Genomic DNA, 16,149 nt, shown 5'->3' on the forward strand with positions numbered 1-16,149 from the left:
GGCAGTGCGACGGCACTGGTGATCAAGGTCGAGTGTGCTTGCTTGCCAGCAGTCCTCGATAGAGGGCTGCTGTCTGCTGCCCCATGCGCTCGGCGGTAAACAACTGCTCGTAGCGCCGTTCGGCATGCTGACCCATCTGCTCCGCCAGCTCGGGGTTGTCCCACAGTGTGCGCATGGCTGCGCGGAAGGCCTGTGGGTCGCTCGGCGGCACCACCAGGCCAGTCTGGTTATGGATATTGATATAGCTGGTGCCGGTGCCGATTTCGCTGGAGATCATCGGCTTGCCATACATCGCGCCTTCCAGCAGAGAGATGCCGAAAGCCTCGGAGCGTAGATGCGAGGGGAAGACGATGGCGCTGCACAGCTGCAACAAGGCCACCTTGTCGTTATCGTCCACACGCCCGACAAAGTGCACGTGGTCCAACCCCAAGGCTTGTGCCTGGGCGCGCAACTCCCGCTCGAGGGGGCCGCTGCCAACTATCACGACCGGATAGCCGGTGCCTTGTGCGGCCTCGAGCAGAATATGCAGGCCTTTGTAATAGCGCATCACCCCAACGAACAGGAAGAAACGCTTGCCGAAACGCTGTCGCCACTGCGCGCTGCATGCCGCGGAAGGTACCGGGTAGGCCGCCTTATCCAGGCCATAGGGGATGACCGAGGTCTTGTCGCGGTACTGCGTCAGCACATCGCTGGTCGCCAGGTAGTTGGGCGAGGCCGCCACGATGCGATCGGCACTGTCCAGAAAGCGCTTCATCAGCGGACGGTAGAGCTTGAGCAGGTGTTTCTGGCGGATGATGTCCGAGTGATAGGTGACCACCGTCGGCTTCTTGATCCGCGCGGCGAAATGCAGCATGTCCATATAGGGCCAGGGGAAGTGGTAGTTGACCACGTCGGCTTCGGCGGCCAACGCCTTCAGGCGACCCAGGACGCTGTAAGAAAAACCGGTGGAAGCCAGTTGCAGATCCAGCTTGGCGCGATGCACATGGTGGTCCGCGAGCATCAGGTCGCGCGGCTCGGGGTTGGCGCTCAGCGTCAGCACATGGCTCTCGATGCCGTGGGCAATACCGCTCTGGCAGATCTGATAGATCACTTGTTCGATACCGCCTACGGTTTCCGGCAAGTAGGTCTTGAAGACGTGCAGAATCCGCATTTAGTGCTCCAACGCCTGCCGATAGGCGGCAGTAGTGATAGTCGCACAGCGTTTCCAGGAGAAATGCTGCGCCTGTTGTAAGCCCATTGTCCGGCGCAGCTGCCACTCCGCCTGATCCTCGATCACGCGAATAATCGCCTCGCACCAGCCATGGTCGTCCCCCGACTCGAGATAGATACCTGCGGGGCCGGCCACCTCGGGCAAGGCGGCCTGCGGCGACAACAACACCGGCACGCCACTGGCCATCGCCTCCAGTACGGGTAGGCCAAAGCCTTCGTAGAGAGACGGGAACAGCAGCAAACGTGCGCCGGCCAGCAGTTCGGCTAGCGTCTGGTCGCTCTGATAGCCAAGCAGGCGCACATGACCGCCGGCCAACGCCGTTTGCAGCTCAGCTGCAAAGCAGTCGCTGCGCCAACCGGCCATGCCGGCAATCAGCAGTGGGAAGCGTGCGCGTAGCGTCTCGGGAAGCAAGGCATGGGCGCGCAGGGCCTGGGCGAGGTTCTTGCGCGGTTCCAGGGTGCCGACGCACAGCAGGTAGCCGCCGGGTTCGAGTCCGAAGGCAGCTAAACAGCTGTGCAGGCTTTCGGGCTCGCGGGGATGGAAGCGTTGCGCGTAGCCCAGAGGTGCGACCTGCAACCGTTCGCGCGCCACCCCATAGTGCCGGGTAATTTCATCTGCAACAAACTGGGAGTCGGTGAGAATGCACTGCGCTCTTTCCAGCGCCGGTCCGATTCGCCGCTCGATCTCGGCCAAGCGGTCGCGCGGTTGCGTCTGGGGATAATGCACATGGGTCAGGTCATGCAGGGTCATGGCCATAGGCCCGGAGAAATCCAGGGGCCACAGACTTGGCTCATGGTAGAGGTCTATCTGGTGCTTTCGCGCGCCGCGGTCGAAGCGCTGTTGATCCAAGGCGCGACGAATCTGGTAGGCCCAGGGTACCTGTTTGGCCAGCGCCGCCCAGCGGCTATAGCCGGGCAGCGCGGACTGCGGCACCTCCTGGCTCCAGCCCCAGCCATGGAAAAGCTCCAGCTCGATCTGCGGATCATTGCGTAGTGCCTCGATCAGCTCGACCAGGTACTGGCCGATCCCTGTGCGAGGTGCCTGCAGAATCCGCGCGTTAAGGGCAATCCGCATGCACCACCGCTGCGACTTGCACGGAGGGCTTGGAGGCGCGCCGAATGCCGCTCAGCGTCCCGCTGATCAATTGCCGAGCGGCACCGTTCCAGTCGACCCACTGCCATTCGCTCACCGGACGCGCGGCCGGGAATTGGCCCGTGGTCTCGAAGGTCCGTATATGCTCGGCCAGGGTTTGCGGGTCATTCAGGTCGAAATAGGCCATAAAGTCGCCGCCGATCTCGCGAAATACCGGGATGTCGCTGGCCATGGCCGGCAAACCCCGCTGCATTGCCTCCACCAGCGGCAGGCCGAAGCCTTCGGCATAGGAGGGGAAGACCAGCGCGCGGGCATTCGAGTAGGCGTACTCCAGGCTCTTGTCGTTAATGCCGTTGAACATGAATAGGCGCTTGTTGTTTAACGGATGCTTATTTATTCGCTCGATCAGCGCTTCGCATTTCCAGCCGACCTTGCCGATGATGCACAAGCGCGCGGTCGAGCCCTGCGCCCACAGCAGTTCGAAAGCGTCGAGCAGATAGGCGTGATTCTTCCGCGGCTCGATGGTGCTGACCATCAGGTACACCGGCTCTTTCTGGGCAAACATGCGCCGCAGCTCGGGCTGTAGCGGTGCGTCGGCGCGCGCCAGGTCTAACTCGGAGCCCAGATGGAAGTGGCCGTGCCAGCGCCTGCCGGCTTCATCCGCGCCCAGGCGCAGTTGCAGTTCGCGCTCGACCTGCTCGCTGATAGTCTTGGAAATCGCCATAAAGCCATCGGCGGTTCTGGATATCCAGTCGAACCAGTGATCGAAGACCTTGACCAGGCCGGCGTCGCAGAACTGCGGGTGGGTCAGTGGAATCAGGTCATAGATCACCGAAACGATGCCCACGCCTTGCTGTTTCAGGCGTTCGGCCAGGGCGAAGAAATCGGCATGCCAGGACGAGTCGAGCAGCAACAGCTGATCGCCCTCTTGCACCTGCAAGGGTACGGCGCGCTCAGGTGCCGGTTGGGCATTGCGGTTGAGCCAGAGCAGGCCGCGTAGCGGCAGGGTGATCGCCAGGCTGGCCAGTTTGCACAGCAAGAACAGCGCGCGTCGGGCCGTATGCGATGAGCTGAACGGGCGAAAACGCTCAAGCCGCGAGTGCCACCACCAATAGCGGTTGCGGGCGTGATCCAGGCGAATAATCAGCGCCTGGCGCAGCGGCGTTTCTTTGCGAGGCTTCAGCGGGGCCAGGCTCAACACCTGGTACAGCTGCCCACCATTCATCATCACCGGAATGCACTCGACATCCCCCGGCAGGTGAGCCAATTGCTTGATGACGTTACGCACGACCCGCTGAATGCCGGAGTTGTCCTGCGGGTGCTCATAGACATAGGTGCATTCAATCAGGAAGCGCATGATCCCTCAGTCCTTCGGTATTGGGCGGTGTTGCCGCAGGCGGCGTTCGCTCGATCGCCACCTGTGAGTCCAGCCAGGCGCAGCCGACGAAGTCCGGCTGGCGGATATTGATGACATGGAATACCAGGGCGAAATCGCGCCATTCGTAGTTGGTATCCAGGTGCGAGTCGAAACGCGACAATGACAAGGCGATGGAGTAGTTGCCCTTGCCCAGGCGCGCGGGAAACTCGAAGCGGTAAGTCACCTGCTCACCCGCCTTGAGGTTTTCCAGTGGCTGATTGAGGCGATGGGTATTGATGCCGTAGATGGCCTGCCCCATGCGATCCTTGATCATAAAGCCCAGCACCAGGCGCGTAATATCGGCCTTGATGTCCACTGTTACCTGCAGCGTGACGGTGCTGCCGACCGAGACCACTTCGATGCGCTGGCCCTGTTCGTTGAGCAGGGCGATATCGGCAAAGCTGGCTTCGCCGGTACCGGAGATGGTGCGAATCTGTCCACCGGCCAAGCGCTCCTGGCGTACCGTCTGCTGTTCTTTCTCGGCCAGCATGGCGCTGTAGAAATCCATCACCTCCTCGGGCGCGCCTTCCAGCGCCAGCCGGCCGCTGGCCAGCAGGATGGCCCGGTCGCAGAGGGACTGAATGGCCTGGCGGTCATGGGAAACGATCAGCAAGGTGGTGCCCGCCTTGCGGAACTCGCGGATGCGGTCGAAGCTCTTGTGCTGGAAATAGGCGTCGCCCACCGACAGCGCCTCGTCGACGATCAGTACATCGGGGCGGCGCGCCGTGGCCACGCTGAAGGCCAGGCGCATCTGCATGCCGCTGGAGTAGGTGCGCACGGGGTGGTCGATATATTCACCGATCTCGGCAAAGGCCTCGATCTCGGGCATCAGGGCATGCAGTTCTTCCATGCTCAGGCCCAGCAGTTGACCCGCCATAAAGACGTTCTGCCGGCCGCTGAAGTCCGGGTGAAAGCCCATGCCCAGTTCGAGCAGCGCGGCGACGCGCCCCTCGATCTGGATATGCCCTGCATTGGGCTGGGTGGTGCCGGTGATCATTTTCAGCAGCGTGCTTTTGCCCGCACCGTTGACCCCGATAATCCCCAGCGCTTCGCCAGGCTTGACCTGGAAGGAGACGTCCTGCAGCACCCAGGTCAGCTGATGCCGCGGTGCCGAGAAAGGGATCAGCCACTCCGCCAGACGCGACCAGCGGGTGGGGTATTGTTTGTAGGCCTTGCCCAGTTGGCTAACGCGAATACTGCCCATCAGAGTTCATCCACCATTTCACCGGAGCGCTTGCGGAACAGGCGCATGCCCAGCAGACAGAGTGCTGCCGCGAGCAGCGCAGTCGGCCAGAGCGCAAACCAGTCGGGCCATTGGCCATAGACGAAAATGCCCTGATACGCGGAAATCAGCGGCACCATCGGATTCATCGCGATCCACGGCTGGATTTCTTCGGGGAGAATCGACAATGGATAGACGATGGGGGTGAACCAGAACCAGAACTGCAGGAAGATCCCGGTGAATTGTCCGACATCGCGGAAAAACACATTGAGCACGCCGAGGATGATGCCCAGGCCAATGGAGAAGGCGATCTGTATCAGCAGAACGGGGATCACGCCGAGAATGGCCCAGCCGGGAAAATTCTGGGTCACCAATAGAAAGCCGAGAAACAGCGCGAAAATGATCGCGAAGTTGACTCCGGCATTCATCACCACAATCAGCGGCAGACAGATACGCGGGAAACTGAGCTTCTTGATCAGGTTGGCGTGCTCGAGAAACACCGACTGGCTGCGGCCGATCACCTCGGCGAAAAAGCCCCAGGCGAGAATCCCCGCGCACAGATAAATACCGTAAGCCAGGCTGTTATCCACCCCAGGCAGGCGGGCTTTCATCAGTTGGGAAAAGATCACCGTGTAGACGATGATCATCGACAGCGGGTTGAGAATCGTCCAGGTCGCGCCCAGCAAGGAGTTGCGGTAGCGCGTCTGAAACTCGCGCTTGACGCTGCCCAGGACAAAACCGCGGTAATTCCAGACCGCACGTACCATACCGACTGCCACTAGAGAGTCCTGCCGTATTGATCTTCGAAACGGACAATATCGTCCTCACCCAGGTACTCGCCGCTCTGCACTTCGATCATGACCAGATCGATCACCCCGGGATTCTCCAGGCGATGCTTGTGCCCCGCCGGGATAAAGGTCGACTCGTTGCTGTTGACCAGGCGCGCCCCGTTGCCATTGGTCACCTTGGCCATGCCTTGCACCACCACCCAATGCTCGCTGCGGTGGTGATGCATCTGCAGCGATAGCGCCGCGCCGGGCTTGACCACAATACGCTTGATCTTGAAGCGCGGCCCTTCCTCCAGCACGGTATAGGTGCCCCAGGGTCGACTCACGGTGCGGTGCAGGCGATAGGCATCGTGGTTGCTGTCTTTCAGGCGTTTGACCACCTGCCGCACATCCTGGGCGCGGTCGGCGTGGGCCACCAGAATGGCATCGGCCGTATCGATGACGATCAAGTCCTCCACGCCGACTGTCGCCACCAGGCGGCCATCGCTCTGCACGAAGGTATTGCGGCTGTCGATAAAGATCGCTTCGCCCGTCGCCCGATTGTTCTGCGCATCCGGCTCGACCAAGCCACTCATTGCACCCCAGGAACCGATATCACTCCAGCCGAAGCTGGCGGGGACCACCGCGACCTTGGTCGAGCGCTCCATCAGCGCATAGTCGATGGAAATATCCGGCAGGGCCGCGAAGTGTTCGGCATTCAGTTCCTGTTGCATCACCGCGCCCAGATCCTGGGCCGGGCTCGCTGCCACGCAGGCGGCGGCCAATTCGAGCAGCTCGGGGGCATGGGCCTCGAGCTCCCCCAGCAGTGTGCTGGCGGTGAAGCAGAACATGCCCGAATTCCACAGGAACTTGCCACTGGCCAGGTAGTGTTCGGCGGTTGGCTGGTCGGGTTTTTCGACAAAGCGCTCGACCAGGGCTGCACCCTGCTGATCCAGGGAGGTGCCGACCTCGATATAACCAAAGCCGGTTTCCGGTGCAGTAGGGCGGATGCCGAAGGTGACCAGATAGCCATCCGCGGCCAGCGCGGCAGCCTGTGCAACCGACGCGACAAAGGCATCCGAGTCCTGAATCAGATGATCGGCGGGCATCACCACCATCATTACCTCGTCACCGTAGCGCTCGCGCAACACCAGTGCCGCCGCGGCAATGGCGGGTGCGGTATTGCGGCCCAGGGGCTCGAGGATAAAGTGCGCGTGCTGACGCGGCAGCTTGGCGGCAAGAAAGTGATCCTTGCTCTGGAAGTAGTAGTCACGGTTGGTCACCGTAACGATATCGCCGCCCTGGGCCAGCAGCTCGGCGGCCCGCCGGTAGGTCTTGGCCAGTAACGACTCGCCATCGGGTAGCAGCATAAAGGGCTTGGGCTGCCCCTCGCGGGAGACCGGCCACAGCCGGGTGCCGGCACCGCCGGAGAGAATCACGGGAACGAGCATCAACCTACTCCTTGGCTACGCGCTTGAGATCGGCATCCACCATCGACTGGATCAGGGTTTCGAGGCTGGTTTTCGGTGTCCAGCCCAGTACCCGTTCGGCCTTGCCCGGGTTGCCCAGCAGCACTTCCACTTCCGCGGGGCGGAAGAACGCAGGATCGATCACCACATGTTCCTGGTAGTCCAGTTCCACATAGGCAAAGGCAATGCGGCACATCTCCCGCACCGTGGTGGTCACGCCCGTCGCCACCACATAGTCGTCGGCCTTGTCCTGCTGCAGCATCAGCCACATGGCCTCGACATAGTCGCCGGCAAAGCCCCAGTCGCGTTTGGCGTCGATATTGCCCAGGCGCAACTCGCGCTGCTTGCCCAGCTTGATCCGCGCCACCGCGTCGGTGACCTTGCGGGTGACGAACTCGATGCCGCGCAGCGGCGACTCATGGTTGAACAGGATGCCGCTGGAGGCATGCAGGTCAAAGCTTTCGCGGTAATTGACGGTGATCCAGTGGCCATACAGCTTGGCCACCCCATAGGGGCTGCGTGGATAGAACGGGGTATTCTCATCCTGGCGCTCGGCCTGGATCAGGCCGAACATTTCACTGGTCGATGCCTGATAGAAACGCGTCTGCGGGCTGAACTGGCGTATCGCTTCAAGCATATGGGTCACGCCCAGGCCATCGACAATGCCGGTGGTGATCGGCTGATCCCAGGAGCTGCCGACAAAACTCTGCGCGCCCAGGTTATACAGCTCGTCGGGTTTGGCCTTGAGCACGGCGCGCTGTACCGAGCAGGCATCGGCCAGATCGCCATCCAGGTAGTTGATCTGCGATTCGATGCCCAGTTCACGCAGCCGCCAGCGGGTATCGCTGCTGCGCCGGGCCACCAGGCCGTGAACCTGATAGCCCTTGTCCAGCAGCAGTTTCGCAAGATAGGCCCCGTCTTGCCCGGTAAGCCCCGTAATCAGTGCACTTTTAGTCATTATTGTCGTTCTCTTTCTTCCCAGTCAGAGAGCACTCTGCGCAAGGTTTCCGTGATATTTACGCCAGGTTTCCACCCGGTCTCTTTTTGCAGTTTGTCGGAGCTGCCGACAACTCGCCGCTGCTCGGCCCTGCGCATGCGCGTCGGATCTTGCAGCAGTTCCACCTCCACCCCGGCCAGTTCGGCCATCTCGCTGATCAGGTCGCGAACTCGCCGCTCCTGCCCGGAGCAGACGTTGTAGACCTCGCCATTACGACCCTTCTCCAGCAACAACAGATAAGCCTCGATAACATCCTGAACATCCAGAAAGTCGCGGGTTACATCGATATCGCCGACCTCCAGGCGCGGTGGCTGCAACCCTTGGCGAACCCGAATTATTTGTCTGGCCATATTGGCGACAACAAAGGACTCGCCCTGGCCCGCGCCGATATGGTTGAACGGGCGTGCCACCATGATGCGCCAGGGCTCTGTATAGCTCCATTGCCGGCACAGCAGTTCAGCTGAAACTTTGCTGACTGCATAGGGATTGCGCGGCTGGGGTGCCAGGGTTTCGACGACTGGTAAGTCAGTTTCTGCAACCTGGCCGTAGACGTCGCCCGAGCTGACGTAAAGGAAGGTGCCGCTGAAGCCTCGCCGCTTGAGGGCCTGTAGCAGGTTAAGCGTACCCAGCAGATTGACCTGCAGGGTGTGTGCAGGATCGCGGAAGGCCTCGGGGACGAAGGTTTGTCCGGCTAAGTGGATCACGGCATCTGGCTGGTGCTGCTCCAGCATGCGGTTGAGTGCAGCGCTATCGAGCAGATCGTAACTGCCCTCAGGCTGCAGTAACTGCCAGTCGAGTGCGGGCCGTGCGCCGCCAAGAACTCGCTGTAGGTGCTGCCCGACAAACCCGGAAAGCCCGGTGACCAACAGTTTTTTTCTCATGCTTGTTCAACCTGTTTGCAGCGGATCAGGCCAAGTAGACAACGTTACCGAGGTTTTAGTTGAGCGAAGGTTATCTGCCCAGATGCTTTGTGCAGCCATCCGCTTTTAAGCTAACGAGTGGCAATCAATCGTTTCAACGAGGTGATCAGCCTCGCCACCTTCCATAGACGGCTGTTGTAAATCGCGGCTAACTGCGTTTCGGCAAGATCGGCACGTTGCGTCGCTTTTTGCAGGTTCACCTGCAGCGGTTCGATATCCGCAATGGGATGACTGAAGCGGTGCCCGTAACACAGCTGGAATTCATCGAGGAAATTAGGCGGCATGGACAGTGGCACAAGTAACTCGAGCTTTTCCTGGGCTACGTAATAGCGGTTGATACCATCGCACAGGGCAGGTTGATAGCCTGCCTGCAGAATCAACTCCTCCCACTCGGGTGTCTTGTCGAAGGCGGCCTCGATCAAAATGATCCATGGCCGCCAGCGTTGAAAATCCATGCCCTGAAGGACATTGCGCTCAAAGCCTTCGACATCGATCTTGAGGAAATGAAAGGGCGCGTTGACAGGCAGGTGCTGATCACAGATGTCGACAAGCCGTTTCGTCTGCACCGTACGTTGCAGGAAAGGAATGCCTTCGGCCTGTTGCAGTTCGGCCATCTCATGGCTCAGGGTCGAAAGACCGGTATCAGACGACTCGAAGAAGACCAACTCGCCTTCCTGATCGCCTACCGCCATACATAGGTTAGTGTCCAGCGGGCGCTCGTCGCACAGGGTTTCGTAGTAATGCAGGACCGGCTCGATATTAATGCCGCGCCAACCGCGTTCGTACAGCGAGCGGGTCACCGAATCCAGGGTGGGGTGATTGGCCCCTACGTCGACGTAATTACCAGGGCCGAAAAGCTTCAGGGTACGCCAAAGCATCACGTCCTCGAAATTCTGGGCGTAGGAAATAAATTGCGGGGATACGGAGTCCTGATTATTCATGGGTTCCACTGCATTATTGAGATCTGACCGGGTCCGACATATCTGCAACGCCATCGCTTCCATCCCTGATTCTTAGTGCGGCACGCTTCCCATAGTCGCGCAATGGAGCTTCCAGAAGGCGATAGTTCAGTTCGCTCAACACTATGATTAGCAGGAAAGCCGTAATTACGAACGGATAGAAGAAGTTCTCATTAAAACCTTGCACTGCTGCATCCGTGCGAAACCAGATCTCTCGGGTCAAGTAAAAGGCAGGCATATGAATCAAATATATAGCGTAGGATCTTGAGCCTAACCAAAGCATCGCAGGTTGTAATGGCGAAGAGAAATTACTCAGATAACCTGCATTAAATGAAGCAATCCATACTAACAGTGCGGATATCAGTGCAATCAAGCTCAATCTGATATTTACAATATGAAGAGCATTTGACCCAAGTGCCAAAATGCACATGAGCAGAACAAAAACTAGACCGGCAGACACGAGCCGACATCTTAAGAACATCGGATTAAAAATTGCGTAATAGCCATTATTTGAAAAAATCGCCAACATGACACCCAGGCATAGTGCGTCCGTCCTAAAGCAAATAGCGAACATATCCAACCCTGAACGGACGGAGAATAGCTGCCACAGAGCAAGTGCCATCACTAAGAAAATCAAATACTTTCGAAGTAAGATCGCTGCTAAAGGGAATATTAAATAAAACTGCTCCTCGAGAGATAGGCTCCAATACACAGCGCTTGCACCATACTCAAAGCGTCCAAATGCTTCTGCAAGCCTAAAATTTGCTACCTGCAGCACTGCCGCCACAGTAGCCTCGAAATTAGTTCGAAATCCTCCGAATGCCCCAGAGGAATTAAAGAACACCACCAAAAACAAAATAATAGCCAGCCAAAGCCATGCTGAAGGTAGAAGGCGCCAAACCCTTCTAATCCAAAAAGCTATAATTTCTCGCGCCGCCAACTCTCCGTTCGCAGCCCGCTCCAGTCGCGGCAGAAGATCCTTTGCAATTACAAATCCAGAGATTGCGAAAAAAATATCAACACCAACTGTTCCGCCAAAATAGGTGTAGAACAACTGTAAGCCAGGAGTGCTCCACACGAACAAATTTATATTTGCATGATGGATTACCACTAAAAGAATAGCGACTCCCCGCAACCATTCAATATCTTGGATCTTATTGTTCATTTATGCTGTCCATTCAAGCTGGTTTGCGCGCGACTATCACTTGGCTTTTCGGCATTACCGCATCCAGTGCGTGTTTAATGCGCGGGCCGGCGGGAAGCGACAACAGGGTCGACCAGGTTTGCGCCCAGTTTTCCAGCAGCGGATGCCAGGGCGGCGAAAGTGGCTGGTTTTCACACGCCCAGTACAGCGACCACCACACCGAGTGGTAGAAGCCATATTGCGTACTGCTCTCGATGATGAGCCCAGCGTCCAGCGCCAAGCGTTCCAGCTCACCTCGCTTGAAGACGCGGATGTGGTTAGGGCTCTGGAAATAGACAGGTGGGGCGATATGCTTCTGCACGCCCTCGATGACTTCATCGGGCACGGTCAGTAGAAATTGCGCCCCAGGTTTGGCGACGCGGACCAGTTCGGCCATAAATTGGGCGGGGTCATCGACATGCTCCAGCACCTCCATGGCGACAACCTTGCTCACCCGGTTATCCGGCAAGGGGATGGGATTGGCGTCGGTAACCAGAGTCTGCACACTGCGCGCCCCTTCCGCCTGTAAGCGCTGCATGGCCGTTTCGAGCCTCTGCGCATCCACGTCGGCAAGTAGCATTTCCGCGCCTTGGCGGGCACTGAACAGAGCATAACCGCCCTCGCCGCAACCTATGTCGAGCACCGAATCCTCGGGGCCGATAGCAAAGCCCTTGACCAGCTCGCCGGTCTCATTCTGTAACCAGCCGCTGAGGTGGATATCGACCAGGCCGATATCGATCTCGGGTTCCGTGGGTGCCAGCACCTCAGGCGCTGGCACTGGCGCGCAGACGGGCTGTGGCTCGGGAGGTGAGGTCAGCAGGCGTTTGAGCCGATTGAGCATGGGCGAGTTCTCATAATGGGGCGGCAGGCAGCGAAGGTGTGTATCAACCGGGCTTGCGGGCAACTATCACTTGGCTCTTGGGCATCAGGCGATCCAGTTGCTGTTTAACCGGGGAAAACTCGGGCATTTGGATCAGTCGGTGCCACAGGCCCGCCCAGTCATCGAGCAGTGGTGAGTAGGGTGGATGCACGACGTCATGGGTTTCACCAGCCTGTTGCTCGCCGGAGGCCTTGAGTTGTGACCAGTAGATCATCATCCACATGCTCCAATAAAAGCCGTAGGAGGCGCGCCGTTCGATAACGAGGCCAGCGTCTTCCACCAATTGGCCAAAGGCTTCGCGCTCGAAAATATGAATATGATTGGGTGTTTGGAAATAATGCGCAGGTGCGCAACCCTGCTGGATGTGTTCGCCAACTGGATCGGGCACCGCTAACAGGTAGAGCGCCCCAGGACGGCCTACCCGGACCAGTTCGCGCAGCACGGCTGCCGGGTCATCAACGTGCTCGAGCATCTCCAAGGCAATTACCCGGGTGGCATAGCCAGCCGCCAGTGGCAGCGGGCTGCTATCGGATATCAGGCCTTCAACGGCTCGGGCCGGGGTTTGCTCAAGTTTTTGCCGCAGGGCCTCGATTTTCTCTGGCACCACATCACTGAATACCACGTGGGCACCGCGGTTGGCGCAGAACAAAGTCGCGCCCCCTGCGCCGCAGCCAACATCCAGCACAACATCCTGTGGGCCGATGGGGAAGCCGGAAAACAGTTCATCACTGGCGTTGAGGAACCAGCCGCTCTGCACGGCATCTACCAGCCCGCAGTCACGGGCGTCGACATAGTCGGTGGCCGGGGCGGCAACAGGCGGTGCCTGCACTCGGGCGGGCGCGAGCAACCGCTGCCACCAGTTCAGTACCCGCGTCATGCGCCCACCCTCTGATCAGTTTTAAGAAATGCCGACAGGGTTTCGCACGCGGCCTGTCGAGAGCAGTGGTCGCGCATGCGTGCGATGGCATTTAGCGAGAGTTGTTGATAGCGCTCGGGCTGGTTCTTGGCGCAGTCATAGGCTGCCAGGTAGGCCTCTTTCAGGGACGCCCAGTCAATCTGATGGCGCTGCGTGCGATAAGCCAGGCGTGGATCATGGGACCAGGCGGTTGCGTCCAGCCAGCTGTCGACAACAAAGCCCACGCCTTCGTCCATGTAGTCGACCATTGCCGAATGGCGGGGGGCAATCGCGGGTTTGCCGCAGGAAAGGAACTCCATCAATGGCAGGCACTGACCTTCGCCGTGGGAGGCATTGACTGCGAAGGCGCTCGCCCGAATCAGAGCGTCGAACTCACTGCCGTCGAGGTAGCCGTGAAGCAGGACTACCCGGCATTGGAATTTGGGCATGCGCGCCATCCATATCAGCATGTCGTGCATGGCGGATAGATATTCGTTATGCCCAAGCTTGAACACTAACGTGGCATCGGGGGTGTCGCGGAACGCTGCGCAGAATGCGGTCAGCATATCTGCCCAGTTCTTGCGGCCGTCATAGGGGTTGAACAGCGCGGTAAAAATCACCCCGGACAATTTCAGCTCAGAGTCGCCCGGCAGCCATTCGGGCATCAGCGGTTTGACGCCCGTAGCGAGCGGATGCGGCGGCTCAACGGTGTTGCGAGGCTCCAAGCGCTTGTCGGGATCTTCGCGAACCAGTTCGAACCGCGGAAGTGCATTTTCTTTGGCGTTGGGCAGGAAGGGCATGTTCTGGCGCAGCACCTTCAGGTACCACTCGCCCAGATAGCGCCGAGTCACTTGGTAGCGTGATTGCTGGCGAGTGGCGAGTGTTGCAACGGCGTTCTTAACCGGCTGTTGGCGGGCCATGGCCTGTTCGTGTTCGCGGATGGCCTGCACCACTCTGGCCGTCGCATGCTTGCCGAAGATATAGGGGCTTAGCGCCGGGTCGTGGCTATCGACGACTACTCCTGTGCGGACGCTGATGGCGATAGTGCTGGCTAGCGGCAACTCGGCGGGTTGCGCCCTGATCGTGGCAAATTTGTCCCAGACCGGCGAGGGGATCGCAATAATTGGGAATTGCGGGCCCATTTCCTTGCGCACTGCATCGACGATCATCTGCGAGTGAGTAATGCCACTGCCGCACGCATTCAAGACATACCGCCAGTCCTGCTGTCGCTCATCCAGCCAGGATTCAGTGGGGATACTGTCGAACTCCCAAGCAAACACCGGGATGGTCGGACAGCGGAGCCCCAGCAGGGTTTTCTGGGGTGGCGAGAATGACAGGAACAGGCAGCGTTCGCCTGCTGCGCAGGCTTGATCATAGAGCGCATCGACTTGCTGTTCGGGGTCTTCGACCACCTGCACATCGCCCAAGGCTTTCAGTACAGGCAAGAAGTCACGCAGAACAAAGTAATAGCTGTACTCCGGCAACCCCATGCTGGTGGCAATACGTGCAGCCGTGACTTCCGAGTAAACCAGAAACTTCATGGCAGCATGCCCTCTTCCCGTTGCACGAGCGTTTCGCTGTTGCGGTCGTGTATCAGCGCGCGCAGGAACGTATCCAGTGGCGTAGTCACAACATCAACCGAGGCGAATGCCTGCATTTTCTTAAAGGCATGTTGCGACATGTTGCGGTAATGCTCAGGCCCCGCTTGGGCAACCTGATAGCTGTCTTGGTAAGCCTTCACCAGGGAGTGCCAGTTCAGGCGATGACGGTGGGTCATAAACACGCCCGTAGGATCGTGGGGCCAGCAAAAGGGTTCCAGTGAGCACTTGAGGAGAAACGCCAGGTGTTCGTCGACATAGTCGCTCATGGCGCTGTGCACGGGTGCTATGCCCGGTTTGCCGGCGGACAAGAACTCCATAAGGGGCAGGCACAGGCCTTCTCCGGAAGAGGCGTTCACGTAATAGGTCGAGGCCTTTATAAGCTCACGGTATTGCTCATCCTCGAGAAAGCCATGTAGCACAATCACCCTGCAGCTGAAGGGTGCCAGCCGCGATAACAAGGTGATCAATACGATGCGGTAGTACTCCAGGTCGTGATGGGTCATTTTCACGACCAGGGTGGCATCCTCGCGCTCCTTGAATACCCAGCAGAAGGCGGTAATCAACTCGACCCAGTTTTTGCGACTGTCTGCGGGGTTCAGCACCGTTGTGTAGACCACGCCGGAGACATTGACCTGATGCAGCGGCGGTGCTGCAGGTGCTGCGTTATCGGCTGGCGCAACGGCAGGTGTCGAGGTTTCTGTCGTGGGGGCGATCTGTGAGGCGAGTTGTAGAGGGCGGCTAATTTCTTCCAGCCAGCCGTTAAACAACGCTTTACTGAGTTGCCAGGCCTGGGTAAGTGCTCCTGATGGCGGCGGAAGCTCGGGTTCGGGTTCGGGTTCGGGTTCGGGTTCAGCGGGCACTTCGCTTGGCTTGCGTACCAAGCCATCGGCGGACAGCCCCAAGAGGGGGCTGTCGATGACGATGCCGGCGAATGGGAATACTCGGTCGCCTAGTTCGACGGGCAATCCGCCGGCGCTGCCTAGGCTTTTATAGCGATCCCAGACAGGTGCCGGCAGTGAGATAACCGGAAAGTCCTCAGCCGTGGCCTGTTTAACCAGGCTGGCGGTTTCCTGGCTGGTGCAAATGGCCCCTTGCAGGTTGGCCAGCGTATAGCGCCAATCGTTCTGTGGGTTGTCATCCCAGGCCACTGACGGCAGGGTATCGAACTCCCAGGCGAAGACCACCACGGTCGGGCAGCTCAGGCCAAGAGGGACCTGGTGAGGCGGGCTGAAACTGAGAAATACCACCTCTTCGCCGGCCGCCCGGTACTGCTCGGACAGCCGTTCTATCTCATCGGTACTTTTGACCAGCAGCACAGTCCCCAGGCGCTCCAGCGCCGGGAGGAAGTCCTTCATCAGGAAAAAGTAACTGTATTCCGGCTTACCGAGAGAGCCCTGGATGCTGGCCTGATCGATTTTCGACCCAACGAGGATGATCATGTTGCGAGAAAAACTCCTGTACGCCGTACCCATGTGCTCCGGTCAGCGTAATTAATTGTTATCGGTTGCCACTATCCAGAGAGGTTCGCTGCCCTGCA

General features: G+C 59.0%; 14 protein-coding genes. All 14 read right to left on the minus strand.

The genetic code is table 11. The features are described 5' to 3' along the window. Positions 1-22: 22 nt before the first annotated feature. A complete protein-coding gene (locus AACY13_RS21530) occupies positions 23-1,150 on the minus strand; it encodes a glycosyltransferase family 4 protein (protein WP_339463634.1) in 1,128 nt (375 codons plus the stop codon). Further along, on the minus strand, positions 1,151-2,284 hold the full coding sequence (locus AACY13_RS21535) for a glycosyltransferase family 4 protein (RefSeq protein WP_339463635.1): 1,134 nt from the start codon (positions 2,282-2,284) through the stop codon (positions 1,151-1,153). It abuts the gene before it with no gap. Further along, positions 2,268-3,662, minus strand: a complete 1,395-nt coding sequence (locus AACY13_RS21540) for a glycosyltransferase family 4 protein (RefSeq protein WP_339463745.1) — start codon at positions 3,660-3,662, stop codon at positions 2,268-2,270. Before AACY13_RS21540 ends, AACY13_RS21535 begins: the two co-directional genes overlap by 17 nt. After that, positions 3,643-4,923, minus strand: a complete 1,281-nt coding sequence (locus tag AACY13_RS21545) for an ABC transporter ATP-binding protein (protein WP_339463636.1) — start codon at positions 4,921-4,923, stop codon at positions 3,643-3,645. Before AACY13_RS21545 ends, AACY13_RS21540 begins: the two co-directional genes overlap by 20 nt. Then, complete coding sequence (locus tag AACY13_RS21550) at positions 4,923-5,720, minus strand: ABC transporter permease (protein ID WP_339463637.1); 798 nt, start codon at positions 5,718-5,720, stop codon at positions 4,923-4,925. Before AACY13_RS21550 ends, AACY13_RS21545 begins: the two co-directional genes overlap by 1 nt. Next, a complete protein-coding gene (locus AACY13_RS21555; protein WP_339463638.1) occupies positions 5,720-7,159 on the minus strand; it encodes a mannose-1-phosphate guanylyltransferase/mannose-6-phosphate isomerase in 1,440 nt (479 codons plus the stop codon). The genes AACY13_RS21550 and AACY13_RS21555 overlap by 1 nt, the downstream gene beginning before the upstream one ends. A gap of 4 nt (positions 7,160-7,163) precedes the next feature. Further along, positions 7,164-8,135, minus strand: coding sequence for a GDP-mannose 4,6-dehydratase (locus AACY13_RS21560; protein ID WP_339463639.1), 972 nt, complete (start codon positions 8,133-8,135; stop codon positions 7,164-7,166). After that, positions 8,135-9,055 (minus strand): GDP-mannose 4,6-dehydratase, encoded by a 921-nt coding sequence (locus AACY13_RS21565; RefSeq protein WP_339463640.1) that lies wholly within the window; start codon positions 9,053-9,055, stop codon positions 8,135-8,137. The genes AACY13_RS21560 and AACY13_RS21565 overlap by 1 nt, the downstream gene beginning before the upstream one ends. Positions 9,056-9,165: 110 nt before the next feature. Continuing rightward, a complete protein-coding gene (locus AACY13_RS21570; RefSeq protein ID WP_339463641.1) occupies positions 9,166-10,035 on the minus strand; it encodes an FkbM family methyltransferase in 870 nt (289 codons plus the stop codon). A 13-nt stretch (positions 10,036-10,048) separates the two neighbouring features. Further along, positions 10,049-11,218, minus strand: coding sequence for an acyltransferase family protein (locus AACY13_RS21575; RefSeq protein WP_339463642.1), 1,170 nt, complete (start codon positions 11,216-11,218; stop codon positions 10,049-10,051). 13 nt (positions 11,219-11,231) lie between these two features. Then, complete coding sequence (locus AACY13_RS21580; protein WP_339463643.1) at positions 11,232-12,077, minus strand: class I SAM-dependent methyltransferase; 846 nt, start codon at positions 12,075-12,077, stop codon at positions 11,232-11,234. Positions 12,078-12,120: 43 nt separating this feature from the next. Beyond that, positions 12,121-12,993, minus strand: a complete 873-nt coding sequence (locus AACY13_RS21585; protein ID WP_339463644.1) for a class I SAM-dependent methyltransferase — start codon at positions 12,991-12,993, stop codon at positions 12,121-12,123. Beyond that, entirely contained in the window at positions 12,990-14,552 is a 1,563-nt protein-coding gene (locus AACY13_RS21590; RefSeq protein WP_339463645.1) for a glycosyltransferase, read from the minus strand. Before AACY13_RS21590 ends, AACY13_RS21585 begins: the two co-directional genes overlap by 4 nt. Further along, complete coding sequence (locus tag AACY13_RS21595) at positions 14,549-16,051, minus strand: glycosyltransferase (RefSeq protein ID WP_339463646.1); 1,503 nt, start codon at positions 16,049-16,051, stop codon at positions 14,549-14,551. Before AACY13_RS21595 ends, AACY13_RS21590 begins: the two co-directional genes overlap by 4 nt. Positions 16,052-16,149: the final 98 nt, after the last annotated feature.

This window comes from Pseudomonas sp. EA_105y_Pfl2_R69, assembly GCF_963970915.1.
GTDB lineage: Bacteria > Pseudomonadota > Gammaproteobacteria > Pseudomonadales > Pseudomonadaceae > Aquipseudomonas.

What these genes read in the sequence shown, in the direction of transcription:
- AACY13_RS21575 (WP_339463642.1), bottom strand. Translation starts at nt 11,218, where the DNA reads ATGAACAATAAGATCCAAGATATTGAATGGTTGCGGGGAGTCGCTATT.
- AACY13_RS21580 (WP_339463643.1), bottom strand. Translation starts at nt 12,077, where the DNA reads ATGCTCAATCGGCTCAAACGCCTGCTGACCTCACCTCCCGAGCCACAG.
- AACY13_RS21560 (WP_339463639.1), bottom strand. Translation starts at nt 8,135, where the DNA reads ATGACTAAAAGTGCACTGATTACGGGGCTTACCGGGCAAGACGGGGCC.
- AACY13_RS21570 (WP_339463641.1), bottom strand. Translation starts at nt 10,035, where the DNA reads ATGAATAATCAGGACTCCGTATCCCCGCAATTTATTTCCTACGCCCAG.
- AACY13_RS21595 (WP_339463646.1), bottom strand. Translation starts at nt 16,051, where the DNA reads ATGATCATCCTCGTTGGGTCGAAAATCGATCAGGCCAGCATCCAGGGC.
- AACY13_RS21590 (WP_339463645.1), bottom strand. Translation starts at nt 14,552, where the DNA reads ATGAAGTTTCTGGTTTACTCGGAAGTCACGGCTGCACGTATTGCCACC.
- AACY13_RS21535 (WP_339463635.1), bottom strand. Translation starts at nt 2,284, where the DNA reads ATGCGGATTGCCCTTAACGCGCGGATTCTGCAGGCACCTCGCACAGGG.
- AACY13_RS21565 (WP_339463640.1), bottom strand. Translation starts at nt 9,055, where the DNA reads ATGAGAAAAAAACTGTTGGTCACCGGGCTTTCCGGGTTTGTCGGGCAG.
- AACY13_RS21545 (WP_339463636.1), bottom strand. Translation starts at nt 4,923, where the DNA reads ATGGGCAGTATTCGCGTTAGCCAACTGGGCAAGGCCTACAAACAATAC.
- AACY13_RS21530 (WP_339463634.1), bottom strand. Translation starts at nt 1,150, where the DNA reads ATGCGGATTCTGCACGTCTTCAAGACCTACTTGCCGGAAACCGTAGGC.
- AACY13_RS21555 (WP_339463638.1), bottom strand. Translation starts at nt 7,159, where the DNA reads ATGCTCGTTCCCGTGATTCTCTCCGGCGGTGCCGGCACCCGGCTGTGG.
- AACY13_RS21585 (WP_339463644.1), bottom strand. Translation starts at nt 12,993, where the DNA reads ATGACGCGGGTACTGAACTGGTGGCAGCGGTTGCTCGCGCCCGCCCGA.